Raw genomic sequence first — 23,110 nt, forward strand, 5'->3', positions numbered from 1 at the left:
CGGACCGTACCGCTCATGCGTACGGTCCGGCCCTTTCGCGTGCCCCCGCGGCGGCGGGGTGGCGGGTGGGGGCGCGGACCGGTGTGCGGGGGCACGCATATCCTGGCGGTCATGCTGACCATCACCCAGGAGCTGCACGACAAGATCGTCGCCCACGCCCGCCAGGATCACCCCGACGAGGCGTGCGGCGTGATCGCGGGCCCGGCGGGGGAGGGCCGCGCCGAGCGCTTCATCCCGATGCTGAACGCCGCGCGCTCCCCTACCTTCTACGAGTTCGACTCGACCGACCTGCTCAAGCTCTACCGCGAGATGGACGACCGCGACGAGGAACCCGTCGTGATCTACCACTCGCACACCGCGACCGAGGCGTACCCCTCGCGCACCGACATCAGCTACGCCAACGAGCCCGGCGCGCACTACGTCCTCGTCTCCACCGCCGAGTGCGGCAACGACGAAGGCCCCTTCTCCTTCCGCTCGTTCCGGATCGTGGACGGCGAGGTCACCGAGGAGGAAGTGAAGCTCGTCGAGGCGTACTGATCCGCGTTCGTGAGACGGAATGGCCCACATGCTGAAACTGGTATCCGGACCCGGGTCCGGGAATCGTTACGATGAGCCCATGGTTGTCCACGACGTGAGCGCATTCGACAAGACCCCGGGCACGCTGCTCGTGGCGCGCCTGCACGTCGACCTGTGCCGGCTCGCCAGCGCGATCTGTCCGCGCGGTGCCCGGCAGGGCGCAGCCGTCGCCTGAGCACGCTCGCACTCCTGAGCGCACCCCCGGGCCGCCCCGCGCCCCGGGCACGCGGCGCGGGCCCCGCACAGCCAGCACTCTTCTCCTCCTCCGACGGGAGCACACACTCATGGCCATCGAGGTCCGCATTCCGACCATCCTCCGCACCTACACCGACGGGCAGAAGGCCGTCGAGGGCACGGGCACGACCGTCGGTGAGCTGTTCGCCGACCTGGAGAGCCGCCACACCGGCATCCAGGACCGCCTCGTCGACGGCGGCGAGCTGCGCCGCTTCGTGAACGTCTACCTCAACGACGAGGACGTCCGCTTCCTGGACGGCATCTCCACCAAGCTCAGCGACGGCGACAGCGTCACGATCCTCCCGGCCGTCGCCGGGGGTTCCGGGGCCATGAGCTGATGCGCTACGACTCCCCGCTGGACGCCGTCGGCAACACGCCCCTCGTACGGCTTCCCCGGCTCTCGCTCTCGGACGAGGTGCGGATCTGGGCGAAGCTGGAGGACCGCAACCCGACCGGCTCCATCAAGGACCGCCCGGCCCTGCACATGGTCGAACAGGCCGAGAAGGACGGGCGGTTGACCCCCGGCTGCACCATCCTGGAGCCGACCTCGGGCAACACCGGCATCTCGCTGGCGATGGCGGCCAGGCTCAAGGGCTACCGCATCGTCTGCGTCATGCCGGAGAACACCAGCGAGGAGCGGCGCCAGCTGCTGGCCATGTGGGGCGCCGAGATCATCTCGTCCCCGGCGGCGGGCGGCTCCAACACGGCGGTGCGTGTCGCCAAGGAGCTGGCCGCCGAGCACCCGGACTGGGTGATGCTCTACCAGTACGGCAATCCCGACAATTCAGGCGCCCACTACGCCACCACGGGCCCCGAGATCCTCGCCGACCTGCCCTCGGTGACCCACTTCGTCGCGGGCCTGGGCACGACCGGCACCCTGATGGGCGCGGGCCGCTACCTGCGCGAGCACCGCCCGGACATCAAGATCGTCGCCGCCGAGCCGCGCTACGACGACCTCGTCTACGGGCTGCGCAACCTGGATGAGGGCTTCGTCCCCGAGCTGTACGACGAGTCGGTGCTGACCACCCGCTTCTCCGTCGGCTCCGAGGACGCGGTGACCCGCACGCGTGAACTCCTCGCGCAGGAAGGCATCTTCGCCGGGGTCTCCACCGGCGCCGCGCTGCACGCGGCGATCGGCGTGGGCCGCAAGGCGGAGCGGGCGGGGGAGAGCGCCGACATCGTCTTCGTCGTGGCCGACGGCGGCTGGAAGTACCTCTCGACGGGCCTGTACACCGCGGAGACCACGGAAGAGGCGATCGCCGCCGTACAGGGCCAGCTCTGGGCGTGACCCGGGCCCGCCCCCGGCTCACTCCCGGGCCGGACGCCGGGCGTGACCCTGGTGCTCCCGGCTCACCCGGTGCACCCGGCTGACCCGGTGCACCGGATCCACCCGGCTCATTCGGCCAGGTGCCTGACGCGCTCCCACGTCCGCGCGTCCACCTCGCCCGTACGGCCCAGCAGCCGGGCGAGGCCCGCCTCGACCAGGCCGTCCTCCTCCAGATAGGCGGGCCCGTCCGGGTCCTGGGGCGGCAGCACCGGCACCGGCGAGGGCTCGCGCGTCAGCCGGGCGAGCCGCGCCCCGTCGGTGCGCACGGCCAGCACGAGGAAGAGCTGCTCCTCGCCGTCGGGCAGGCTCGTACGCCAGATCTCACCGGGGCGGGGCAGGGGCGCGCCGTGCGCCCTGGCGGCGCGTGCCGCGTCCGCCGCGCCTCTGCGCCGGGGCCCCAGCCGCCCCCGCCCGTCCACGAGCGCCGCCACGAAGGCGAGCAGTACGACCGCGCCCAGCGCCAGCCACCACGTCGTATCCATCCGAGCCCCGCCTTCACCGTCTCTTCCGGGATTCACGGCCCTTCCAAGATCCACAGGTAGCACGACGCTACCCCGGGCTGGTGATTCCGCCCACACCAGCGCCCTACCGAGGAGCCAGCGGGACCCGCGCGGCTTACGCTCGGAATTCCCCCTCGTCCACGACATGGGGACCACCCCGCAGGCCGCCAACGGAGGTTCCCGCTCAATGAAGCTCACCGTCGTCGGCTGTTCCGGGTCGTTTCCGTCAACGGAATCGGCCTGTTCGAGCTATCTCGTCGAGGCCGACGGCTTCCGGCTGCTCCTGGACATGGGCAACGGCGCGCTCGGCGAGCTCCAGCGCCACATCGGCCTGTACGACTTGGACGCCATCGCGCTCAGCCACCTTCACGCGGACCACTGCATCGACATGTGCGGCTACTTCGTCGCGCGCTACTACCGTCACGAGGGCGGCCGTTGCGCGCCCCTGCCGGTCTACGGGCCGCCCGGTACCGAGGAGCGCCTCACCACGGCCTACGCCGACACCCCCTCCGACTCGTCGATGAGCGAGGTCTTCGCCTTCCGCGCGCTCACCCCGCGGGGCGGCTTCGAGCTGGGGCCCTTCCGTGTCACCTCGGAGCTGGTCGACCATCCGGTGGAGTCCTACGCGTTCCGTATCGAACACAAGGACAGTGGGAAGGTTCTCACGTACTCGGGCGACACGGGACCCTGCGCCTCGCTCGAACTCGCCGCGCGGGACGCCTCGCTGTTCCTGTGCGAGGCGTCCTTCACCGACGGGAAAGAGCACATCCCAGGGCTGCACCTCAACGGGCGTGAGGCGGGGGAGGCGGCGGCGCGGGCCGGGGCCGCGCGGCTCGTGCTCACGCACGTGCCGCCGTGGACGGATCCGCAGATCAACCTGCGCGACGCGAAGGCCGCCTTCGGCGGGTCGGTGGAGATGGCGCGGGCCGGCGCGGTTTACGAACTGTGACGGAGCTTCCGTAGGAACGGGCGGGTCCGTCCGCAGTGAACCCTTCCCGCCTTCCCCGGCCTTCGGCCGGGGAAGGCCCGGCCCCCCAGGCGGGCGGGTTCACTACTTGGTCAAATCCTCGACCTCTTCGTCGGGCTCGCGGCCCGGGGTCTTGATGTCGAATCTGACGATCAGGAAGCGGAAGAGCGCGTAGTAGACCACCGCGAAACAGAGGCCGATCGGGATGATCAGCCATGGCTTGGTCGCGAGGCTCCAGTTGATGGCGTAGTCGATGAAGCCCGCCGAGAAGCTGAAGCCGTCGTGCACCCCCAGCGCCCAGGTCACCGCCATGGAGACGGCCGTCAGTACCGCGTGCACCACGTACAGCACCGGCGCGATGAACATGAAGGAGAACTCGATCGGTTCGGTGATGCCGGTCACGAACGAGGTCAGCGCCAGCGAGACCATCATGCCCGTCACGGCCTTGCGGCGGTGCGGCTTGGCGCAGTGGGCGATGGCGATCGCCGCGGCGGGCAGGCCGAACATCATGATCGGGAAGAAGCCGGACATGAACTGCCCCGCTGTCGGGTCGCCCGCGAAGAACCGCGCGATGTCGCCGTGTACGACGTCGCCCGAGGCGTTCTTGAAGTCGCCGAGCTGGAACCAGGAAACCGTGTTGAGGAACTGGTGCATGCCGACGGGGATCAGCGCGCGGTTGATCAGGCCGAAGATGCCGGCGCCGGTCGCGCCCAGGCCCGTCATCCACTCGCCGAACGAGGTGATCGCCTCGCCGATGGGACCCCAGATGAGGGTGAAGAGCACGCCGACGGCCAGGCCCACGAACGCCATGATGATCGGCACCAGCCGGCGCCCGTTGAAGAAGCCGAGCCAGTCCACCAGCTTGGTGCGGTGGAAGCGCTGCCAGACGATCGCGGATATCAGCCCCATGAGCACGCCGCCCAGGACGCCCGGGTCGTTGTAGACGGCCGGGGTGTCCTCGCCCGCCTTGACGACGGCCTCGTGCACGGGGAACGCCTCAAGGACGTTCTTGTAGACCAGGAAGCCGACGAGTGCGGCGAGCGCCGTGGAGCCGTCGGACTTCTTGGCGAAGCCGATCGCGACGCCGATGCAGAACAGCAGCGGCAGGTTGTCGAAGATCGCGCCGCCCGCACCCGCGAAAGCGGCTGCGACGTCGTGCCACTTCAGGCCCTTGTCGCCGAAGACATCGGGCTGCCCCAGCCGGTTCAGAATGCCGGCGGCGGGCAGGACGGCGATCGGCAGCTGAAGGCTGCGGCCGACCTTTTGCAGTCCCTGGAACAGGCCGGAGCCCCGCCTCTTCGCGGGAGCGGCGGTGTCCGTGCTCATTGCGGTTTCCTCCAGGTGAAGCGGGCGCCGCACAGGGAGAAGGCCCGCTGGTGGTCTAGCCCACATAGTGGTGTAGACCATTAGTAGCACGGGCGTGCCGAGGCACGGAATGGTCAGTTCCGGGTGACGTTGGCCGCACTGGGCGGCCTCCCGGCCGGGGTTGGACGAGCGACGCGCCGAACGATGTGGCCCAAGCGGTCCGACGGGTCGTCCGACGCGGAGGGTTGCCGCTGCGGAGGCGCCGTCGGGCCGCGCCCCTGTGACGGCCCTCTCCGGTCTTCGGCCGGGTCCGGCAAGGTCGGAGGAGAGACGTCAGGCCTGCGTGTTCTCTTCCTCGAGCTCCTCGGCCAGCTCCTCCGGCTCGCGCCCCGGTGTCTTCAGATCGAACTTGACGATCACGATCCGGAAGAGCACGTAATAGACCACCGCGAAGCACAGTCCGATCGGGATGATCAGCCATGGCTTGGTCGCCAGGCTCCAGTTGATGACGTAGTCGATCAGACCGGCCGAGAAGCTGAAGCCGTCGTGCACCCCCAGCGCCCAGGTCAGCGCCATCGAAACCCCGGTGAGCAGCACATGGATCACGAACAGCGCGGGCGCCACGAACAAGAACGCGAACTCGATCGGCTCGGTGATGCCCGTCACGAACGAGGTCAGCCCCACCGAGAGCATCAGACCGCCGACCACCTTGCGCCGCTCGGGCCGGGCTGCGTGAGTGATGGCCAGCGCGGCGGCGGGCAGCGCGAACATCATGATCGGGAAGAAGCCCGAGGTGAACTGGCCGGCCGTCGGGTCGCCCGCCAGGAAGCGGTTGATGTCACCGTGGACGATTGTGCCGTCCGGCTTCTTGAAGTCCCCGAACTGGAACCACATGAAGGTGTTCAGGAACTGGTGCATACCGATCGGGATCAGTGCCCGGTTGGCCACGCCGAAGATGCCCGAGCCCCAGGCCCCCAGGTCCGACATCCACTTCGAGAAGCTGGTGAGCGCGTCACCCACCGGCGGCCACACCCACTGGCACAGCACGGCGAAGAACAGCGCGACGAAGGCCATGATGATCGGCACCAGCCGGCGCCCGTTGAAGAAGCCGAGCCAGTCCACCAGTTTGACCCGGTGGAAGCGCTGCCAGAACCACGCGGACAGCAGGCCGACGATGATGCCGCCGAAGACCCCCGGATTCTGGAAGGTCTCCGCGCCCGCGGTCGAGCCGTCCTTGGCCAGACAGGTGCCCTGCTCCGGATCGAAGGCCGCGCCGGCGGCGCAGTCGGGGAACTGCTGGAGGATGTTGTAGTAGACGAGGAAGCCCGTCACGGCAGCCAGCGCGGTCGAGCCGTCGGCCTTCTTGGCCATGCCGATCGCCACACCCACGCAGAACAGCAGCGGCAGCCCGAGCGCCGAGTCCAGCAGCGCGCCGCCCGCGCCCAGGAAGACCTTGGCCACATCCGTCCAGCCCAGGCCCTCGTCCCCGAAGATGTCGGGCTGGCCGAGCCGGTTGAGGATGCCGGCGGCGGGGAGCACGGCGATGGGCAGCTGGAGGCTGCGGCCCATCTTCTGGAGGCCCTGGAAGAAGCCGGACGTCCACTTCTTCCGTGGCGCCGAGGCGTTGGCTGCGGTGCCGCTCACGAGCCTCCTCCTGACCGGTCGGCCCCTGGCCCACCGTGCCAACGGTTGACGCATACTGGTGTAGACCTCTAGGCGCGCGCGGAACGGTCAAGGGCGAGCGCTCCACGCCAGTTAACCGCCATCATTCGCCAGAGCACGGACAGGCGCCCGCATAGGTGGGCTGAACGTGGGCTAGTGTGACAAACGCCCTGCGCTCCACCGGCTCTGAACACCAGGAGAAGCACATGGCCACCAAGGCTGAGAAGATCGTCGCCGGACTCGGCGGGCTCGACAACATCGAAGAGGTCGAGGGCTGCATCACCCGGCTCCGCACCGAGGTGAAGGACGCCTCCCTCGTCGACGAGAAGGCGCTGAAGGCCGCCGGCGCCCACGGCGTCGTCAAGATGGGCTCCGCGATCCAGGTCGTCATCGGCACCGACGCCGACCCGATCGCGGCGGACATCGAAGACATGATGTAAGTCCCGGAGCCCCTGAAGCCGCTGAAGCCCCTGAAGCCCTGATTCAGGCCGCTCTCCGCCTTCCGGCGCCCGGCCGAACCGCCGTGTTCCGCCGCCGCGTTCGGCCGGTCCTCCGCGCACGGATAGGCTCGTCCTCATGTCACGAATCGACGGCCGTACGGCCGAGGAACTGCGCCCTGTCACCATCGAACGCGGCTGGAACAAGCACGCGGAGGGCTCCGTCCTGGTCTCCTTCGGTGACACCAAGGTGCTGTGCAACGCGAGCATGACCGAGGGCGTGCCCCGCTGGCGCAAGGGCAGCGGCGAGGGCTGGGTCACCGCCGAGTACGCCATGCTGCCGCGCTCGACCAACACCCGCGGTGACCGCGAGTCCGTACGCGGCAAGATCGGCGGACGCACCCACGAGATCTCCCGCCTCATCGGCCGCTCCCTGCGCGCCGTGATCGACTACCGGGCGCTGGGCGAGAACACCGTCGTCCTGGACTGCGACGTCCTCCAGGCCGACGGCGGCACCCGCACCGCGGCCATCACCGGCGCCTATGTCGCGCTCGCCGACGCGGTGGCCTGGGCCCAGGGGCGCAAGATCATCAAGTCCAAGGCGCAGCCGCTGACCGGCACCGTCGCCGCCGTCAGCGTCGGCATCGTCGACGGCGCCCCGCTGCTGGACCTGTGCTACGAGGAGGACGTGCGCGCCGAGACCGACATGAACGTGGTCTGCACCGGCGACGGCCACTTCGTCGAGGTCCAGGGCACCGCCGAGGGCGCCCCCTTCGCCCGGACGGAGCTGAACGGCCTCCTCGACCTGGCCGTCAAGGGCTGCGCCCAGCTGGACGGGGCTCAGCGCACGGCACTGGGGCGCTGAGGCGTGTCCGGCGGATCTTTCGGTTGCCGTCTTTCCTGGTGCTGAGCAGGGGCTGCCCCTGGCGGTGCTGTGCAGAGTGCGAGTGGGTGGGGGCTGGTCGGGCCCACCCGGCGGGGCCGCGTATCTGACACAGCACCGCGCCCCTTCGGGGCGCTGCCGAACCGCACCGGACTTCGCCGGACCCGCTCAGGCCGCCGGGACCGTCGGCCTCGGCCTCGGCCTCGGGGGCGGAGGCGGAGGCGGAGGCGAGGGTGAGGGCGGTCGGATTTGGGCGCGCTCGCGCAGGTCACGGGGCCGAGTCGGAATTCCCTCTCCCGCTGGGAAACTTTGCTCCTGCTTTACGCGTCTGCATAGGTGCGGGCCGCACGTGTCGAACCGTGCGGCCCGACCAGCTTTTGGGGCATCCCAAGGGGTCGGGGGAAGAACAGAGGGGGAAGTGCGGTGTTCCGCAAGACCACTGTCGCCGTCGCGGCGGCTGTCGTACTCACCGTGCCTGTCGTGGCCGGCTGCTCCGCGGTCGACAAGGCGCTCGACTGCGCCAACACGGCGGCCACAGTCGCCCAGGCGGCCGACGACCTCCAGCAGGCCGCCTCCGACGCGAACGAGGATCCCACCCAGGCCAAGCGCTCCCTCGACAAGATCGACAAGAACCTGAAGAAGATCGGGGACGAGACGGACGAAGGGGATGTGAACAAGGCCGTCTCCAAGCTGTCGGACGCGGTCGACAGCGTCCGCACGGACCTCAACGCCGGCCGCACCCCCAAGACGGACCCGGTGGGCGACGCCGCCGGCGAGCTGACGAAGGTCTGCACCCCGGGCTGACGAGTTGACGGGCTGGCGGGGCTGACGGGCTGACCAGGACGACCCCGGCCGATCCATCCCGGCCGGTCCCGGCTGTCCCTGGTCGGCCGGGGGCGGGATGAGGGCCGAGGTCCGAGAGTCAGGGCGGGGACGACGGTTCGGCCGACCGACGGCGCAGGGCGTTGCCGTAATCAGGGTGGACGGGATAATCGGTGCTCATGAGCACCCAGCGCCTGATTCTCGCCACCCGCAACGCCCACAAGCTCACCGAGCTGAGGACGATCCTCGCCGAGGCGGGCCTCGACCTCGACCTGGTCGGCGCCGAGGCCTACCCCGAGATCCCCGACGTCAAGGAGACCGGGGTGACCTTCGCCGAGAACGCCCTCCTCAAGGCGCACGCCCTGGCCCAGGCCACCTCGCTGCCCGCCGTCGCCGACGACTCGGGCCTGTGCGTGGCAGTGCTCGGCGGTGCCCCCGGTATCTTCTCCGCGCGCTGGGCGGGCCGGCACGGAGACGACGACGCCAACTTGAGCCTGCTGCTCGCCCAGCTCGGCGACATCGACGACGCCCACCGCGCCGCCCACTTCGAGTGCGCCGCGGCCCTCGCGCTGCCCGACGGCACCGAGCGCGTCGTCAACGGCCGCCTGCGCGGCACCCTGCGCCACTCCCCGGTGGGCGGCAACGGCTTCGGCTACGACCCCATCCTCCAGCCCGACGGCGAGAACAGGACCTGCGCCGAGCTGACCCCCGATGAGAAGAACGCCATCAGCCACCGGGGCCGGGCGTTCCGCGCCCTGGCCCCTCTTGTCGGCGACCTGCTGGCAGAGGGCTGAACCCACCCGCGAGGTCGAGCCCCGTCAAGGTCCGGCCCCGTCGAGGTCGGGCCCCGGGAGGCCGCGCTCCCCTGGGCTCAGGCCTCGCTCTCCAGCCTCCGCAGGCGCTCCGCGTCACAGGTCCTCGGACACGTCAGACACGCCTCGGCGGCGTCGAGCGTGTAGTACATGCAGCATCCGAGGCGCGTACGGGTGGTGTGTGACCGCGCGTCGCCTCCCGTCAGTCTGCGAAAGCCGGCGCCGCCGGGGAACGGCGGTACGGCGCCGGGAAGCAGTTGTGCCGCCGCCCGGACCGCCCGCTCCTCCTGGTCCAGCATGCGGCCGAGGTACCAGACCCCGGAGATCAGGTCGTCGGCTGCCATGCCCCACAGGGCTCGCGCTCCCCGGCGCACGCGGGGGCCGATCGCGGTGAGCAGGGGCTGTACGTGGTCGGCGACGGCGGACCGCAGCTCGGCGCGCAGTCCCTCCTCGTGAGCCACCACGCGGGCGCCGGGCGTCGAGGCCGCCGGGTCGTCGGGCAGGCATGCGAAGTCCTCGCCGGGGAGGACTTCGAACATGACCCGCCCGTGGTCGACGCCGACGTCCCGCGGGGCGATGCGCGGCACGCGCCGCTCCAGGAACCAGGCACCGCTGATCAGCAGGCTGACGGACCAGAGGTAGGCGTGCAGCGCGCGGGAGGCGGCGACGTCCCGGCGGGGCTCGTGTCCGTGGCGCTCCCGGATACGGGTGGCCTCGGCGTCGATGTAGGCGTCCAGAGCCTGCTCGCTCCGGGCCAGGAGGGCTCCGTCCAGGACAGCTCCGTCCAGGAGGGCTCCGTCCGGCCGGTCTTCGGCGGGCGAGGAGACGACCCGTGCGCTGAGCGCCTCACACGAGGCGATGACCCGGCGGTAGGTGTGGGCGAGGGGAGAAGCGGCGGCCTCGGTGGGGTCGGCCGCTGTCGCTGGGGTCGTCGTCATCAGCGGTCTTCCACGTGCGGCACTGCTGCTCCAAAAGATCACTTGGGTAAGGTGAGGCTCACCTTAACCCGGCGCCGTCGCTGTGTGATCAAGGGGTATGTCGGCGCGCCCGGGGGCGAGTTGAGAAATAAGGGTTGCCTAACCTAGGCTGCCGCCGCGCTGCTGTGACCAGGGCGGTCGTGCCGGGCCGGACGACGTGACCCTTGCCGCCGCACACCACTCCCCGACTCGGAAGGGGCCGCCGCCCATGCGGTTGTACCTGCTCGCCCTCAACCCCACCGATTCGGTCACCGAAGGCTTCCTGCCCGCCGCGGCCCGGCTCGGTCTCAAGGTCACCGTGCTCACCGACCAGCCCGAGACCCATCGCCGCGCCTGCCCGGAGACCGAGGTCCTGGAGTGCGGCGTACGCGACTTCCGTGCCGTCATCACCCGGATCGCGACGCACCACCCGCCGGACGCCGTCTTCACCAACAGCGACCATCTCCAGACCCAGGCGGCCCTGGCCGCCGACTACTTCGGCCTTCCTGCCAAGCCCTGGCGGGCCGCACTGCGTGCCAAGGACAAGGCGCACATGCGCCGCCACCTGGCCGCGACCGGAGCCGACACGGTGTGGTCGACCGAGCTGCCGGCCGGTCAGGACCCGGCCGTGCTCACCGGCTCCGACGCGCCCTATCCGCGCGACGTGCCCTACCCACCGCGCGACGTGCCCTCCCCGCGCGAGGTGCCCTATCCGTGCGTCGTCAAGCCCCGGGAAGGCGTGGCCAGCGAGGACGTGACGCTGGTCGACGGACCGGGGGAACTCGCGCTGCGCTGCGCGGAGATCCAGGCGCGGCGGCCCGGGGAGGCCCTGGTCGTCGAGGAGTACCTGACCGGTCCGCTGTTCACCCTGGAAACGCTCGGCGACGGCCGCGTCCGCCACGTCCTCGGCGGTTTCCACACCGAGTTGTCGGCCCCGCCGTACTTCATCGAGGAGCGGATGGCCTTCGTCCAGGCCCACTCCGAGCCCGTTGTCGCGCAGGTCCTCGCCCAGCTCGACGCGCTCGGCGTCGGCTTCGGCGTCTGCCACACCGAGTTCGTGGTGGACGAGGGCCGGGCCCGCCTCATCGAGGTCAACTACCGTGCCATCGGGGACCAGTGCGATCTGCTGCTCGCCGAGCTGCTGGACATCCCGCTGTTCGCGCACATCCTGCGCACGCACCTGGGCGAGCCGCTGCCCGCCGATCTGGGAGCACGCACCGACGGCGCGGCCCGCCTGGAGTACCCCTGCGCCGACCGCGCCGGCACCCTGACGGCCGCGCCCGCGGCGGCGGATCTCGTCGTGGACGGGGTGCGGCTGGTCTACCGGCCGCTGCGCGAAGTCGGCGAACGGCACGAGCTGTACCGCACGAACCGCGACTTCCTCGGCGTCATACGGGCCACCGCCCCGGGTGCCGGTCAGGCGGCGGTCGACCGGGCAGTGGCGGACTTCCTCGCCGCGCAGCGCTGGGAGGTCACCCCGTGACGGCCCCGCATGCCGCGGCCACCTCCGACCCGGCAGAGCGGGACCTCCTGCTGCGGGTGCTGAGCGCGCTGCTGCGCGAGGACGTCGTCGGCTTACGTTCCCGTGCCACGCCGGTGGAGCGGGAGGACGGCCTCTGGCTGCGGCTGCCCGCCACCGCTGACGCGGACGCGCTGCGACTGCCTGTCGCCGAAGAGGGGTTCCAGTGCGAGTACGCGGCCCGACTGCCGCTGCTCGTACGGGAGTCGGGGCCGGGGCCGGAGCCGGGGCCGTTTCCGGAGCCGCTGTCGGGCGACCGCGAGTCGGATTCGGGGCCGGGGTCGGAGCCGGGCGCCCGTGAATCGGAGCCGGGCGCCCGTGAATCGGAGCCGGGCGCCCGTGAATCGGAGCCGGGCGACCGCGAGTCGGATTCGGGCGCCCGCGAGCGGGAGTTGCGCGATCGCGAGCTGACCTCGCACGACGCCATCCTCGAAGCGCTGAAGGCGCGCGCTCATCCCGCCGACCGGGACGGCTTCGACGCCTTCGCCGAGGAGTGCCGCCAAGCCCTCGACGCCCGCCGGCTGCACGACCGCACTCAGGCCGAGGTGACCGGCCTGCTGCGGGACCGTCACGGCGCCGATCCCGCCCGCTGGACGGGGCTCGCCGCAGGACTCGCCCACGATGCCCTCGCGGCCCGCCACGATCACCCCGTCTACCCCACCGCCCGAGGGCGCTCCGCGCTCGGTGAGACCCAACTGCGCGCCTACGCACCGGAGTTCCACCCGCGCTTCGCGCTGCGCTGGATCGCCGTGCCGCACGAGGACCTGACCGTGCCAGGGGGTACGGCAGCCCTGCCCGAGTGCTGGCCCTCACCCGCGGTCCTCGGCCTGCCGGAGCTGACCGACAGCCACACCGCCCTCCCCGTCCACCCGCTCACCCTGGGCGATCCCCTGCGCGAGGCCCTTGGCGCCGCCGGTCTTCGGGGCCGGGCCGTGCTCGCCGAGCGCCCGCGCCTGGAGGCCGTCCCCACCCTGTCCATGCGCACGGTCGCGCTCACCGCCGGTCCAGCGCTCCACCTCAAACTGCCGCTCGCCACCGCCACACTGGGCCTGCGCAACCGCCGGACGATCAAGCCCGGCACGCTCGTGGACGGTGCCGCCTGCCAGCGCCTCGTGGAAACCGTGATCGCCCGCGAGCCGCGCTTCCGCGACACGGTTCTGCACGCCGACGAGACGGTGTACGCCCATGCCGGGCACGAACTCCTCGCCGTACTCTGCCGCCGCTATCCGTCCGGTCTCGACGACGCCGTCGTCGTGCCGCTGGCCGCGCTGCTGAGCGAGGCCCCCGGCGGCGCCATGGTGATCGACCACCTCGCCGGCCGCTTCTACGGCGGTGATCCGGTCGCGCTGCTCGACGCCTGTCTCACCCTGCTCTTCGACTGGCAGACCACGCTCTTCGGCTACGGCATCGCGCTGGAGTCGCACCAACAGAACATCTCCGTCATCCTGGACCGAGCAGGGAGCGGCCGTACGCGTCTTCGGCTGCTGTTCAAGGACAACGACGGTCCGCGCATCAACGCTGCCCGGCTCCGGGAGACCCTGGGGGCCGACGCGCCGGACCGGTCCGGCTTCGAGGACGCGCGGATCTTCGCCGCCGACGACGGGCCCGTCACCGACCTGTTCACCACCATCACCCTCCATCTGTGCGCGGGCGCCTACGCTTTCGCACTGGCCCGGCACGGCCGTGCCCCGTTGGGGACGCTGCTGGGCCTGGTACGCGACCGGCTCGCCGAGGCCGCGGGCCGGCTCGGCACCGGCCCGGGGGAGCCGGGCGCCGTCCTGCGCTCCCGCGTCCTGGACGCACCAGAGCTGCCGGTCAAGGCCATGGTCACCGCCGGGACACTGCTCACCAAGGAACGCTCGGGCGCGGCCGACATCAACAAGCACTACACCACCGGCCCCAACTACCTGTGCCAAACAGCCCTTCCCTGACAGCGGCCACCCCAGCCACCCCAGCCACCGTCCACCTCGCCGACCGCACCCCCGTCGCACCCCCGTTCTCTCCGCATCCGCTGGAGCCGTTGATGCCGCTGACCGATTCGCTCGGTACCCGCCCCGTAGCCGCCGCGCGCCGCGCGCTGCCCACCGCCGACGACGTGGTGGCCCACACCCTGCTCAACTGCCTGCTGAGAGAGCTGTCAGGGCCCGAGTACCGGACCGCCGTCGACGGGGGGCACCTGCTGCTGCGCCTGCCGCGCCGAGGCGTACTGCTGCGCGTCGCCCTGCGCCGTACGTCGCTGCTGGGCGCGCACCGGTTCACCGGGCCGGTGCAGGAGCGGCGGGACGGGAACGGAAGCGGAAGCGGGAACGCGAACGGGAACGGAGACCGGGCGGCGGTCGACGGAGTCTGGGCGGCGGTCGACGGAATCTGGGCGGCGGCCGACGGAGACTGGACGGCGATCGGCTGGCGGCGCCTCGCCGAGTACATCCGAGGCGAGCTGTCGCTCCGTACCGGGTTGCGCAACGACGAGTTCCTGGACCAGGTCGCCTCCAGCCACCGGGCCGTCACGGCCGCGCTCGCCGTACGCGCGGCACGGCCGGAGCCCGAGTCCGGTCCTCCCGAGCCCGAGCCCGAGTCCGATCCCGCCGACGAGGTGGCGGAGCCCCTCGCCACCTACCTCGGCTCGGAGCAGTCCCTCCTGTTCGGCCACCGGTTCCACCCCAGTCCGAAGGCCCACACCGGCGACCCGGGCACCTGGCTGTCGTACGCCCCCGAAACAGGCGCGTCCTTCCCCCTGCGCCATCTCGCGGTACGCGAGCACCTGATCGCGCAGGAGACGGCCGAGGAAGGCGCCGCCGGCGTCCTCGACCGCCTGCGCTCCGACACTCCGGACGGCTACCGGCTGCTGCCGGCGCATCCATGGCAGTACGAGATGCTCGGCGCGCATCCCGCGCTGCGCGAGGCCATCGAGCGGAGGGACATCCTCGACCTGGGCCCTGCCGGAAGGCCGTTCGCCGCCACCGCCTCCGTACGCACGCTGTACGACGGCGACACGTTCCTGAAGTTCAGCCTGAACGTCCGCCTCACCAACTGCCTGCGGAAGAACGCCAGCTACGAGCTGTCCGGCGCCGTCGCCCTGACCCGGCTGCTGGAGCCGGTCCTGACCGACCTGGCCAACCGGTTTCCCGGCAGCGCCATGCTCCGCGAGCCCTCCTACCGCAGCCTCGCGCTGCCGGGCCCCGACGGCACGCCGGACAAGGCTCTGCTCGAAGGCTTCGGCGTGATCGTCCGGGAGGGGCTCGCGGCGCGCCTGCTGCCCGGCACCACCCCGCTGCTCGCGGCGGCCGTCGCCGACGAGTACCCGACGGGGCCCGGCCACATCTCCCGGCTCCTGGACGGCGCGTGCCCACGCACCGCGCTGGAGTGGTGGTCGGCGTACCTGAGGCTGCTCATACCGCCCGTCCTGGCCGCGTACTTCGACCACGGCCTGGTCCTGGAGCCGCACTTGCAGAATGTCCTCGTCTGCGTCGACGACGACGGCATGCCGGCCCAGGTGCTCTTCCGCGACCTGGAGGGCACCAAGCTCGTCCCCGAACACCACGCCGACACCCTCGCGGGGCTGCCCGCCGAGGTCGCCGGCCCCCTGACCTACGACGCGGGGCGCGGCTGGGACCGGGTCGTGTACTGCCTGCTGGTCAACCACGTCGCCGAGATGCTCGCCGCCGTCGCCGACCTGCACCCGGAGGCCGAGCGCGCCCTGTGGGCCGAGGTCCGGGCCACCCTGCGGGCGTACGCCGACCGCTTCGGCTGCCCGCCGCCACTCGCCGCCCTCCTCGCGGGCGCGCCGCTGCCCGCCAAGGCCAACCTGCTCACCCGCTGGGAGCGCAAGGCCGACCGCGAGGCCGGCTACGTCCGGCTGCCCACCCCGCTCGCCGAAGACGTGCTGTCCGAGACCGCCCACGGCTACGACACCTGGAAGGCCCGATGACCGCCCCCACCCCCGCGGTGCGCGACCGCGTGCTGTCCCTGCCCGCCGACCAACTCCCCGCGTACGTATACGACGTGGCGGCCTTGCGTGCGCACGCGGCCACCGTCCGGGCCGCCCTTCCCGAGCGCGTCGAGCTGTACTACGCGGCCAAGGCCAACCCGGAGCCGGAGATCCTCGCCGCACTCGGCCCGTACGTCGACGGTTACGAGGTCTCCTCGGGAGGCGAACTCGCCCACGTCGGACAGGAGATGCCGGGCCGCCCGCTCGCCTTCGGCGGCCCGGGCAAGACTCCGGCGGAGATCGCCTCGGCCCTGGAAGCGGGCGTGGACCGCTTCCATGTGGAGAGCCCGCACGAACTCCGCATGCTCGCGGAGCTGGCCCGGCGGGCGGACGCGCACGTGGGCGTCCTCCTCCGTTTCAACCTCGCGCTGCCCTCCGCGCAACTGGCGGGCAGCTCCCTGACGATGGGCGGCCGTCCCGCCCCCTTCGGCCTCGACCCGGCGGACGCCGACACCGCCGTCCGGCTTCTCACCGACGGCACATATCCCCAACTGGAGCTGCGCGGCGTCCACGCCCACCTGGCCAGCGGACTGGAGGCCCCCGGGCTGCTGGCCGTCGCCGAGTCCGTCGTCACGTGGGCCGCAGGCCTGGCCGCACGCCACCGCGTCCGGTTCGCCGAGGTCAACGTCGGCGGAGGCATGGCGGTCGACTACGCCGATCCGGAGTGCCGGTTCGACTGGCCCGCCTACGGCGCGGGGCTCCACCGTCTTGCCGACGCCCACCCGGACCTCACCCTCCGGATCGAGCCGGGCCGCGCCCTGACCGCGTACAGCGGGTGGTACGCCACCGAGGTGCTGGACGTGAAGCGGAGCCACGAGGAGGAGTTCGCCGTCGTCCGCGGCGGCACCCACCACCTGCGGACCCCGGCGGCCAAGGGGCACGACCAGCCCTGCTCCGTCCTCCCGGTGGAGGCCTGGCCCCACCCCTGGCCCCGGCCGACCGCCGCCCAGGACCACCTCACCCTGACCGGCCAGCTCTGCACCCCCAAGGACGTGCTGGCCCGCCACGTCCCGGCACCGGGACTGCGCGCGGGCGACCGCCTGACGTTCGCCCTCGCCGGCGCCTACGCGTGGAACATCTCCCACCACGGCTTCCTCATGCACCCGAGGCCGGGCTTTCATTTCCTCGACGGGTGACCGGTGGTCGCGTAGCCGGACGCCCGCGTAGCCGCTCGTCGCGCCGCCGCACCGCTGACCCGTGCGGGGGCCGCGGGCTCAAAAGGGAGGCGTGCCCACCGTGCGCGAGGGGGGACTCGAACCCCCACGTCCGAAGACACCGGCACCTAAAGCCGTCCCGTCTACCAATTCCGGCACTCGCGCGCGCACATATCGTACTGCGCGCCCCCGCGCCCACGGGGGCGGGCCCGGATCGGCCGGGCCCCGGGGGTGCGGGGGCCGCGGGGTCAGAAGGTGGGTTCGTTGGTCTGGGCGCGGGCCAGCGCGTGGGCTTCCTCGGGGGTGCTGACCGAGGGCGGGGAGCCCTCCAGCGGCTGCTGGGCCGTCTCCTTCATGCACAGCACGGAGATGATGCCGAGCACCGCGGCGCCGGAGGCGTAGTACGCGGGGGCCAGCTTGTCGCCGGTGGAGTCGACCAGGGCCGTCATCACGCCGGGGGCCGTGCCGCCGAAGACGGAGGTGGCGACGTTGTAGCCGATGGACAGCGACCCGTAGCGCACGTCCGTGGGGAACAGCGCGGGCAAGGTCGCCGACATCGTGCCCAGCAGGCAGACCAGGCAGGCGCCGAGCACCAGCAGCCCGGCCATGACGGCGATGAAGCTGCCCTGCTGGAAGAGGGCGAAGGCGGGCACCGTCAGCACCAGGAAGCCGATCATGCCGGCCAGCAGCAGCGGCTTGCGGCCGAAGCGGTCGTTGAGGTGGCCCACCCGTTGCAGCACCGTCATCATCGCCACCATCGCGATGATCGCGGCCACCAGCTCCATCGAGTTCTCGTATCCGAGGGCGTCGGTGAGGTAGGCGGGCATGTACGACAGCAGCATGTAGTCGGTGACGTTGTACGCCGCGACCAGGCCGATGCACAGCAGCAGGGTGCGCCACTGCTCGGCGAAGATCGTCTTCAGCTCCTTCTGCGGCACGTTCTCCGAGAGCCGGGGCGAGGCGGCCTCCACCTTGCTCGCCTCCGGGGAGTGCGACATCTCGGCGGCGCGCTTTTGGAAGGCCGGGGTCTCATCCAGCTTCATCCGCAGATACAGACCGATGACACCGATCGGCCCGCCGACCAGGAAGGGGATGCGCCAGCCCCAGTCGAGCATCGCGTCCGGGCCCAGCGTGGTGGTCAGGATCAGCACCAGCCCGGCGGCTCCGGTGTAGCCGGTGAGCGTGCCCAGCTCCAGGAAGCTGCCGAAGTAGCCGCGCTTCTTGTCCGGCGCGTACTCGGCGATGAAGGTCGCGGCGCCGCCGTACTCGCCGCCCGTGGAGAAGCCCTGCACCAGACGGCACACCAGCAGCAGCGCCGGTGAGGCGAGCCCGATGGTGTCGTAGGAGGGGATCAGGCCGATGCAGAAGGTGCCCAGGGCCATGAGCATCATCGTCGTCGCCAGGACCTTCTTCCGCCCGATACGGTCGCCGAGCGGGCCGAAGAACAGCCCGCCGAGCGGCCGTACCAGGAAGGACGCCGCGAAGGCGGTGAAGGACGCGAGGAGCTGGGTGCTGCCGGCCGGGAAGAAGACCTTGCCGATGGTGACCGCGAGATACGCGTAGATCCCGAAGTCGAACCATTCCATGGCATTACCGACCGCTGCGGCCTTGGTGGCCGTGCGGACCGTCTTCTCGTCCGTGACGGTGATGTCGCTGCGGCGGATGCGGGGACGCATCCGCCGTCTGACAGCGCGGAAGAGATTGCGGTGCCGCTTGAGGGCAGCCGGGTCGGGGGCCGGATCCTCGTGGTTCATCCCCCATGAGTACCGCACGGCACTTCTCTTACACGGCACCCGGGGGCTGCCGTCGATCAAGCCCTCGCCGGCGCGAGGAATGCAGGCGCCCGCGGAGGTCAGGCGTCCGAGGAGGCCAGGCCCAGGTCCTTGAGGAGCTTGGCGACATGGCCCGTCGCCTTGACGTTGTAGAGAGCCCGCTCGACCTTGCCCTCCTCGTCGACGACCACCGTGGAGCGGATGACGCCCGTGACCGTCTTGCCGTAGAGCTTCTTCTCGCCGAAAGCGCCGTACGCCTCCAACGTCTCCTTGGACGGGTCTCCGACGAGCGTGACCTCCAGGTCCTCCTTCTCGCGGAACTTCGCCAGCTTCTCCGGCTTGTCCGGGGAGACGCCGATGACGTCGTAGCCCTGGCCGGCCAGCAGCTCCAGGTTGTCCGTGAAGTCGCACGCCTGCTTCGTGCAGCCCGGGGTCAGCGCGGCGGGGTAGAAATACACGATCACCTTGCGGCCCCGGTGCGCGGAGAGGGAGACGTCCTTCCCGTCGGCGTCCGGCAGCGTGAAGGCGGGGGCGGTGTCGCCGGGCTCAAGTCGCTCGCTCATCGGGGCTCCTCTGCTCCTGCTTCTCACAGGTTGTGATCACTCTCGGTGGGACCGTGCCCGAGCGTAGCCGGAGGGTACCGATCGGGGGTGCCGTGGGGCACCGGGCCCGGCGAGCTGACAGGATGTCCGGTAACACGGTAGGACGCAGGACTGACAGCGACGGAGGCAGCTCGGTGCCGGAAGCCAGGACCCCCGCGGACATCGAGGCGGACATCGTCCGCAGGCGAGCGGATCTCGCGGCAGCGCTGGACGAGATCGCCGTACGCGTTCACCCGAAGACCGTCATGGGAGATGCCAAGGCGAAGGCCGCGGCGGCGCTCGACCGCACCGCGGGGCGCGCGTACGTCGCCGCCAACCGCGCGGTCACGGACGTACGCGGGCAGTTCGTCAGCGAGGACGGGACGCCCAGGCTGGAGCGGGTGGTCCCCGTCGCGCTCGTCAGCGTCGCCCTCGTCGGCGGTCTGTTCGCACTTTCCGCCCGGCGCCGACGCCGCTGAGCACTTTCGGCTCGGCGCCGACGCCGCCGAGGCGCTGAGATACGGTCGTGCCGTGAGCCCTGAGACCCCTGCTTCGCCGCACCATGACAAGCTGCCCATCCGGATGCTGCACGACCGCGTGCTCGTACGGACGGACACCAGCGAGGGCGAGCGCCGCTCCTCCGGCGGCATCGTGATTCCCGCGACGGCGGCCGTCGGACGCAGGCTCGACTGGGCCGAGGTGGTCGCCGTCGGCCAGAACGTACGCACGGTCGAGCCGGGGGACCGCGTGCTGTACGACCCGGAGGACCGGGCCGAGGTGGAGGTGCGCGGCGTCGCGTACATCCTGATGCGCGAACGCGACCTCCACGCCGTGGCCGCCGAACGCCTCCAGGGCTCCGAGGACTCGACGGGCCTGTACCTGTAGCCCGGTCCGCGCCTCTCGGAGCCCCACCTCTGAAAGCCCCGGCCCCGGCCGGTCAGTGGCCCGAGGTCGCCTTCAGGCCGACGACGGCCACCAGCAACAGGCAGACGAAGAAGATCCGGGCAGCGGTGACAGGTTCACCGAGAACGAGCATCCCGATGACGGCCGCCCCCGCGGCCCCGATGCCGACCCACACGCCGTACGCCGTACCGATCGGCAGCGACTTCGCGGCGAGCGACAGCAACACCATGCTCACGCCGAACCCGGCCACGGTGAACACGCTGGGCCACAGGCGGGTGAAGCCCTCGGTGAACTTGAGGCCGATCGCCCAGGCGACCTCGACGAGACCGGCGACGATGAGCAGGATCCAGGCCATGACGGCACCTCCGTGAGTGGGACTGCGGGGGTGCGTCGTCTTCGCTGGGCCCGGTACGGCGCGTCTCGTCGGGACCGGTCCAGCGCGGGGCGCGAGCCGGTCCTGGAACCGTAACAAAGGGGGCGCGTACCGGTGGTGGCCCAGGTCACCGCCGGGGTCAGGCGTTCACGGGGTGTCCGACGCGAGGCCCACCAGGCCGCCCTCGTAGGCCAGGACGACCGCCTGGGTGCGGTTGCCCGCGCCCAGTTTGGCCAGCACGTTGCCCACATGCGTCTTGACGGTCTCCAGGCTTACCCGCAGTTCCGCCGCCGCCTCCTGGTTGGACCGGCCCTGCGCCATGAGGCGGAGGACCTCCCGCTCGCGCACCGTGAGGCCTGGGGCCCCGCCGGCGGGGGCGGTGCGGCCGGCGGCCAGGCGGCGGACCGCCTCGGGGAACAGCACGGAGTCGCCGGTGGCCACCAGCCGGATGGCGTGCGCGATCTGCCGGGACGGCGCGCTCTTGCGGATGAAGCCGCTGGCCCCGGCGCGCAGCGCGTCGTAGACGTACTCGTCGTTCTCGAACGTGGTGATCACCACGACCTTCGGCGGGTCGGACAGCGCCGAGCGCAGCAGCCGGGTCGCCTCGATGCCGTCCAGCCGGGGCATCCGGACGTCCATCAAGACGACGTCGGGGCGCAGCCGCTCGGCCATGCCGAGCACGTCGGCGCCGTCGGCCGCCTCGCCGACGACTTCGAGGTCGGGTTTGGCCGACAGCAGGGCGCGCAGTCCGGTGCGGGTGAGTTCCTCGTCGTCGGCGATGAGCACGGTGATGACCGGCTCGGCGTCATCCGTGGTCATGGCGTTGACCGTAGCGGTATGCGGGCGGCCAGCCGCCAGCGCGTGCCCTGTTCGCCGTCGGCCCCGGCGGACAGCTCGCCGCGCAACAGCCGGACCCGCTCGGCGACGCCGGTCAGCCCGTTCCCCCTGGCGGTCCGGCCGGGGCGGAAGGGGGCCGCAGCGTCGACGGGGTTGGTGAGCGTCACCTCCAGCCAGCCGTCCCTGGCCGCGACCCGCAGGCTGATCCCCGGCCCCGCCTCCGCCCCTGCCGCCGAACGCGTGCCGTGCCGCAGGGCGTTGGTGAGGCCCTCCTGGATGATGCGGTATGCCTCCCGTGAGACCGCCGCCGGGACTTTGTCCAGGTCGCCCGAGGTCTCGACGTGCAGCCCCGTACCGGCCTCCCGGACCCGTTCCGTCAGGGGGCCGAGGTCGGTGAGGGTGCGCTGCGGGGCGGTGTCCGACTGCCGCGCGCGCAGGACGCCGAGCACATGGTCGAGGTCGTCCATCGCGGCGCGTGAGGTCTCCTCGATGCTGGTGAGGGCGCGCCGGGCCGCGACCGGGTCGCTGTCCATCAGCTCTCCGGCGACGGCGGCCTGGATGGTGGCGGCGGTCAGGGTGTGGCCGATCGAGTCGTGCAACTCCTGGGCCAGCCTGTTGCGCCGGGCCAGCAGGTCCCGCTGCTTCTCCACGGCCGCCAGCCGCTCGGCGGCGCGGTGGCCGAGGAGGGCCCGGGCGGGCGAGCGCACCGCCACCGCGCCACCGGCGGCCACCGCGCAGCCGAGCGCCAGGCTCCCGGCGCAGACGGCCGCCGTCCACAGGCCCGGCGGGCCGGAAGGCACCCGCACGGTCGTGCCGAAGACCGCGACCGGCCCGCCGCCGTCGAGCCATACGGAGGGGAAGAGGACGGCCGCGAACAGCGCCAGGGCGGCCACCGCTGTCACGGTCGTGCCGAGCGCCATGTGCGCGGCCAGATAGGCGGAGGTCCGCGCGCGGTTCACCCACCGGCCGGGCGACCGGTGCGTGGCCGGTGCGGCCGGGGCGGGGAGTCCGGCGTCCAGCAGCCGGTTGGCCAGCCGCACACTTCCCCGACGGGCCGCACGGGGGACGCCCATGGCCCCGACGACCGCGCACAGGGCCAGGCCGAACACCGGGAAGCGGAGCGCCGGGGGCCACGCGGGAGGGGTGACGGTCAGGGCCACGACCAGTGGCGGGACGCTGAGGAGCGCGCCGGTGGCCGCGTGGATCCCGCCCCGGCAGATGCGCCTGACCACGCCCCTGCGTATGCCTATGCCCATGCCTGCGCCTGTGCCTGTGCCCGTGCCTGCGCCTGCGCCCGTGCCTGCGCCCGTGCCTGCGCCCATGCCTGGGCCTGGGCCTGTGCCCGTGCCTGCGCCTGCGCCCATGCCTGGGCCTGGGCCTGTGCCCAGGCCCACGCCTTCGCCAGTGCCCACGCCTGTGTCGGACGCGGCCGTCTCGCTGTGCTCACGGCCCGCACAGTACCTCCGGGCCACTCGGCGCAACTCCCCCGAAAGAGCCGGCGG

Annotated in this window: 25 protein-coding genes, 1 tRNA gene and 1 riboswitch; of the genes, 15 read left to right on the plus strand and 11 right to left on the minus strand. The window is 71.7% G+C overall.

Going from position 1 to position 23,110, the window contains the following annotated elements:
* The first annotated feature begins 111 nt into the window (after window positions 1-111).
* The 4 genes from OHB04_RS26215 to OHB04_RS26230 all read left to right on the plus strand — a co-directional run bounded on the left by OHB04_RS26215 (window position 112) and on the right by OHB04_RS26230 (window position 2,098).
* Entirely contained in the window at window positions 112-537 is a 426-nt protein-coding gene (locus OHB04_RS26215) for a M67 family metallopeptidase (RefSeq protein ID WP_326690101.1), read from the plus strand.
* A 79-nt stretch (window positions 538-616) separates the two neighbouring features.
* Window positions 617-751: a putative leader peptide gene (locus tag OHB04_RS26220; RefSeq protein ID WP_326690102.1), complete on the plus strand. Its 135-nt coding sequence runs from the start codon at window positions 617-619 to the stop codon at window positions 749-751.
* A gap of 109 nt (window positions 752-860) precedes the next feature.
* The gene (locus OHB04_RS26225) at window positions 861-1,148 is read left to right on the plus strand and encodes a MoaD/ThiS family protein (protein ID WP_326690103.1); all 288 of its coding nucleotides are present in this window, start codon (window positions 861-863) and stop codon (window positions 1,146-1,148) included.
* Window positions 1,148-2,098 carry a PLP-dependent cysteine synthase family protein gene (locus OHB04_RS26230; RefSeq protein ID WP_326690104.1) on the plus strand — a complete coding sequence of 317 codons (951 nt, stop codon included), beginning with the start codon at window positions 1,148-1,150 and terminating at the stop codon, window positions 2,096-2,098. Before OHB04_RS26225 ends, OHB04_RS26230 begins: the two co-directional genes overlap by 1 nt.
* Before the next feature lie 107 nt (window positions 2,099-2,205).
* Here OHB04_RS26230 and OHB04_RS26235 read toward each other — a convergent pair whose 3' ends face one another.
* Window positions 2,206-2,619, minus strand: coding sequence for a type II toxin-antitoxin system PemK/MazF family toxin (locus OHB04_RS26235; RefSeq protein ID WP_326690105.1), 414 nt, complete (start codon window positions 2,617-2,619; stop codon window positions 2,206-2,208).
* A gap of 205 nt (window positions 2,620-2,824) precedes the next feature.
* On the opposite strand from OHB04_RS26235, the gene OHB04_RS26240 reads away from it, so the two are divergent.
* Window positions 2,825-3,586, plus strand: coding sequence for an MBL fold metallo-hydrolase (locus OHB04_RS26240; protein ID WP_326808438.1), 762 nt, complete (start codon window positions 2,825-2,827; stop codon window positions 3,584-3,586).
* Between the two features lie 102 nt (window positions 3,587-3,688).
* Here OHB04_RS26240 and OHB04_RS26245 read toward each other — a convergent pair whose 3' ends face one another.
* Window positions 3,689-4,930: a PTS transporter subunit EIIC gene (locus OHB04_RS26245; protein WP_326690107.1), complete on the minus strand. Its 1,242-nt coding sequence runs from the start codon at window positions 4,928-4,930 to the stop codon at window positions 3,689-3,691.
* A 312-nt stretch (window positions 4,931-5,242) separates the two neighbouring features.
* Window positions 5,243-6,478 (minus strand): PTS transporter subunit EIIC, encoded by a 1,236-nt coding sequence (locus tag OHB04_RS26250; protein WP_326692912.1) that lies wholly within the window; start codon window positions 6,476-6,478, stop codon window positions 5,243-5,245.
* Between the two features lie 263 nt (window positions 6,479-6,741).
* Here OHB04_RS26250 and OHB04_RS26255 point away from each other — a divergent pair, with 263 nt between their 5' ends.
* The 4 genes from OHB04_RS26255 (at window position 6,742) to rdgB (ending at window position 9,507) form a co-directional block, all read left to right on the plus strand.
* A complete protein-coding gene (locus OHB04_RS26255) occupies window positions 6,742-7,011 on the plus strand; it encodes a PTS glucose/sucrose transporter subunit IIB (protein ID WP_344566681.1) in 270 nt (89 codons plus the stop codon).
* Between the two features lie 136 nt (window positions 7,012-7,147).
* Window positions 7,148-7,873, plus strand: a complete 726-nt coding sequence (rph, locus tag OHB04_RS26260) for a ribonuclease PH (RefSeq protein WP_326690109.1) — start codon at window positions 7,148-7,150, stop codon at window positions 7,871-7,873.
* A gap of 441 nt (window positions 7,874-8,314) precedes the next feature.
* Window positions 8,315-8,695 (plus strand): hypothetical protein, encoded by a 381-nt coding sequence (locus tag OHB04_RS26265; protein ID WP_326808439.1) that lies wholly within the window; start codon window positions 8,315-8,317, stop codon window positions 8,693-8,695.
* Between the two features lie 197 nt (window positions 8,696-8,892).
* Window positions 8,893-9,507: an RdgB/HAM1 family non-canonical purine NTP pyrophosphatase gene (gene rdgB / locus OHB04_RS26270; RefSeq protein ID WP_326808440.1), complete on the plus strand. Its 615-nt coding sequence runs from the start codon at window positions 8,893-8,895 to the stop codon at window positions 9,505-9,507.
* A gap of 77 nt (window positions 9,508-9,584) precedes the next feature.
* On the opposite strand, the gene OHB04_RS26275 is transcribed toward rdgB, so the two are convergent.
* Entirely contained in the window at window positions 9,585-10,463 is an 879-nt protein-coding gene (locus tag OHB04_RS26275) for a (2Fe-2S)-binding protein (protein WP_326808441.1), read from the minus strand.
* A 247-nt stretch (window positions 10,464-10,710) separates the two neighbouring features.
* On the opposite strand from OHB04_RS26275, the gene OHB04_RS26280 reads away from it, so the two are divergent.
* The 4 genes from OHB04_RS26280 to OHB04_RS26295 all read left to right on the plus strand — a co-directional run bounded on the left by OHB04_RS26280 (window position 10,711) and on the right by OHB04_RS26295 (window position 17,124).
* Entirely contained in the window at window positions 10,711-11,964 is a 1,254-nt protein-coding gene (locus OHB04_RS26280; protein WP_326808442.1) for an ATP-grasp domain-containing protein, read from the plus strand.
* Window positions 11,961-13,931 carry an IucA/IucC family protein gene (locus OHB04_RS26285; protein ID WP_326808443.1) on the plus strand — a complete coding sequence of 657 codons (1,971 nt, stop codon included), beginning with the start codon at window positions 11,961-11,963 and terminating at the stop codon, window positions 13,929-13,931. Before OHB04_RS26280 ends, OHB04_RS26285 begins: the two co-directional genes overlap by 4 nt.
* A gap of 92 nt (window positions 13,932-14,023) precedes the next feature.
* Window positions 14,024-15,928 (plus strand): IucA/IucC family protein, encoded by a 1,905-nt coding sequence (locus OHB04_RS26290; protein WP_326808444.1) that lies wholly within the window; start codon window positions 14,024-14,026, stop codon window positions 15,926-15,928.
* Window positions 15,925-17,124 carry a type III PLP-dependent enzyme gene (locus OHB04_RS26295; protein ID WP_326808445.1) on the plus strand — a complete coding sequence of 400 codons (1,200 nt, stop codon included), beginning with the start codon at window positions 15,925-15,927 and terminating at the stop codon, window positions 17,122-17,124. The genes OHB04_RS26290 and OHB04_RS26295 overlap by 4 nt, the downstream gene beginning before the upstream one ends.
* A gap of 101 nt (window positions 17,125-17,225) precedes the next feature.
* Here OHB04_RS26295 and OHB04_RS26300 read toward each other — a convergent pair.
* From OHB04_RS26300 to bcp, 3 genes are all read right to left on the minus strand, one after another.
* A tRNA-Leu gene (locus tag OHB04_RS26300) sits at window positions 17,226-17,307 on the minus strand.
* Window positions 17,308-17,390: 83 nt separating this feature from the next.
* Window positions 17,391-18,896 (minus strand): MFS transporter, encoded by a 1,506-nt coding sequence (locus tag OHB04_RS26305; RefSeq protein WP_326690118.1) that lies wholly within the window; start codon window positions 18,894-18,896, stop codon window positions 17,391-17,393.
* A gap of 98 nt (window positions 18,897-18,994) precedes the next feature.
* On the minus strand, window positions 18,995-19,477 hold the full coding sequence (gene bcp / locus OHB04_RS26310) for a thioredoxin-dependent thiol peroxidase (RefSeq protein WP_326808446.1): 483 nt from the start codon (window positions 19,475-19,477) through the stop codon (window positions 18,995-18,997).
* Window positions 19,478-19,650: 173 nt separating this feature from the next.
* Here bcp and OHB04_RS26315 point away from each other — a divergent pair, with 173 nt between their 5' ends.
* Both OHB04_RS26315 and OHB04_RS26320 read left to right on the plus strand, forming a co-directional pair.
* A complete protein-coding gene (locus tag OHB04_RS26315; RefSeq protein WP_326690120.1) occupies window positions 19,651-19,974 on the plus strand; it encodes a DUF3618 domain-containing protein in 324 nt (107 codons plus the stop codon).
* Between the two features lie 103 nt (window positions 19,975-20,077).
* Window positions 20,078-20,380, plus strand: coding sequence for a GroES family chaperonin (locus OHB04_RS26320; protein ID WP_326692913.1), 303 nt, complete (start codon window positions 20,078-20,080; stop codon window positions 20,378-20,380).
* Between the two features lie 52 nt (window positions 20,381-20,432).
* Here the strand turns inward: OHB04_RS26320 and OHB04_RS26325 are convergent, their stop codons facing one another.
* The 4 genes from OHB04_RS26325 to OHB04_RS26340 all read right to left on the minus strand — a co-directional run bounded on the left by OHB04_RS26325 (window position 20,433) and on the right by OHB04_RS26340 (window position 23,055).
* A complete protein-coding gene (locus tag OHB04_RS26325) occupies window positions 20,433-20,753 on the minus strand; it encodes a DMT family transporter (RefSeq protein WP_326690121.1) in 321 nt (106 codons plus the stop codon).
* Between the two features lie 29 nt (window positions 20,754-20,782).
* Window positions 20,783-20,837: riboswitch (guanidine-III (ykkC-III) riboswitch) on the minus strand.
* Between the two features lie 81 nt (window positions 20,838-20,918).
* Window positions 20,919-21,590 (minus strand): response regulator transcription factor, encoded by a 672-nt coding sequence (locus tag OHB04_RS26330; protein WP_326690122.1) that lies wholly within the window; start codon window positions 21,588-21,590, stop codon window positions 20,919-20,921.
* The gene (locus OHB04_RS26335) at window positions 21,587-22,864 is read right to left on the minus strand and encodes a sensor histidine kinase (RefSeq protein WP_326808447.1); all 1,278 of its coding nucleotides are present in this window, start codon (window positions 22,862-22,864) and stop codon (window positions 21,587-21,589) included. The genes OHB04_RS26330 and OHB04_RS26335 overlap by 4 nt, the downstream gene beginning before the upstream one ends.
* A complete protein-coding gene (locus OHB04_RS26340; protein ID WP_326808448.1) occupies window positions 22,855-23,055 on the minus strand; it encodes a hypothetical protein in 201 nt (66 codons plus the stop codon). Before OHB04_RS26340 ends, OHB04_RS26335 begins: the two co-directional genes overlap by 10 nt.
* Between the last annotated feature and the right edge of the window lie 55 nt (window positions 23,056-23,110).

The sequence above is a fragment of the Streptomyces sp. NBC_01775 genome, from assembly GCF_035917675.1.
Lineage (GTDB): Bacteria > Actinomycetota > Actinomycetes > Streptomycetales > Streptomycetaceae > Streptomyces.

Excerpts from the sequence above, each read along its gene's own strand:
- OHB04_RS26215 (WP_326690101.1), top strand. The coding sequence starts at position 112 with ATGCTGACCATCACCCAGGAGCTGCACGACAAGATCGTCGCCCACGCC.
- OHB04_RS26220 (WP_326690102.1), top strand. The coding sequence starts at position 617 with ATGGTTGTCCACGACGTGAGCGCATTCGACAAGACCCCGGGCACGCTG.
- OHB04_RS26225 (WP_326690103.1), top strand. The coding sequence starts at position 861 with ATGGCCATCGAGGTCCGCATTCCGACCATCCTCCGCACCTACACCGAC.
- OHB04_RS26230 (WP_326690104.1), top strand. The coding sequence starts at position 1,148 with ATGCGCTACGACTCCCCGCTGGACGCCGTCGGCAACACGCCCCTCGTA.
- OHB04_RS26235 (WP_326690105.1), bottom strand. The coding sequence starts at position 2,619 with ATGGATACGACGTGGTGGCTGGCGCTGGGCGCGGTCGTACTGCTCGCC.
- OHB04_RS26240 (WP_326808438.1), top strand. The coding sequence starts at position 2,825 with ATGAAGCTCACCGTCGTCGGCTGTTCCGGGTCGTTTCCGTCAACGGAA.
- OHB04_RS26245 (WP_326690107.1), bottom strand. The coding sequence starts at position 4,930 with ATGAGCACGGACACCGCCGCTCCCGCGAAGAGGCGGGGCTCCGGCCTG.
- OHB04_RS26250 (WP_326692912.1), bottom strand. The coding sequence starts at position 6,478 with ATGGGCCGCAGCCTCCAGCTGCCCATCGCCGTGCTCCCCGCCGCCGGC.
- rph (WP_326690109.1), top strand. The coding sequence starts at position 7,148 with ATGTCACGAATCGACGGCCGTACGGCCGAGGAACTGCGCCCTGTCACC.
- rdgB (WP_326808440.1), top strand. The coding sequence starts at position 8,893 with ATGAGCACCCAGCGCCTGATTCTCGCCACCCGCAACGCCCACAAGCTC.
- OHB04_RS26275 (WP_326808441.1), bottom strand. The coding sequence starts at position 10,463 with ATGACGACGACCCCAGCGACAGCGGCCGACCCCACCGAGGCCGCCGCT.
- OHB04_RS26280 (WP_326808442.1), top strand. The coding sequence starts at position 10,711 with ATGCGGTTGTACCTGCTCGCCCTCAACCCCACCGATTCGGTCACCGAA.
- OHB04_RS26290 (WP_326808444.1), top strand. The coding sequence starts at position 14,024 with ATGCCGCTGACCGATTCGCTCGGTACCCGCCCCGTAGCCGCCGCGCGC.
- OHB04_RS26295 (WP_326808445.1), top strand. The coding sequence starts at position 15,925 with ATGACCGCCCCCACCCCCGCGGTGCGCGACCGCGTGCTGTCCCTGCCC.
- OHB04_RS26305 (WP_326690118.1), bottom strand. The coding sequence starts at position 18,896 with ATGAACCACGAGGATCCGGCCCCCGACCCGGCTGCCCTCAAGCGGCAC.
- bcp (WP_326808446.1), bottom strand. The coding sequence starts at position 19,477 with ATGAGCGAGCGACTTGAGCCCGGCGACACCGCCCCCGCCTTCACGCTG.
- OHB04_RS26320 (WP_326692913.1), top strand. The coding sequence starts at position 20,078 with ATGCTGCACGACCGCGTGCTCGTACGGACGGACACCAGCGAGGGCGAG.
- OHB04_RS26325 (WP_326690121.1), bottom strand. The coding sequence starts at position 20,753 with ATGGCCTGGATCCTGCTCATCGTCGCCGGTCTCGTCGAGGTCGCCTGG.
- OHB04_RS26330 (WP_326690122.1), bottom strand. The coding sequence starts at position 21,590 with ATGACCACGGATGACGCCGAGCCGGTCATCACCGTGCTCATCGCCGAC.
- OHB04_RS26335 (WP_326808447.1), bottom strand. The coding sequence starts at position 22,864 with ATGGGCATAGGCATACGCAGGGGCGTGGTCAGGCGCATCTGCCGGGGC.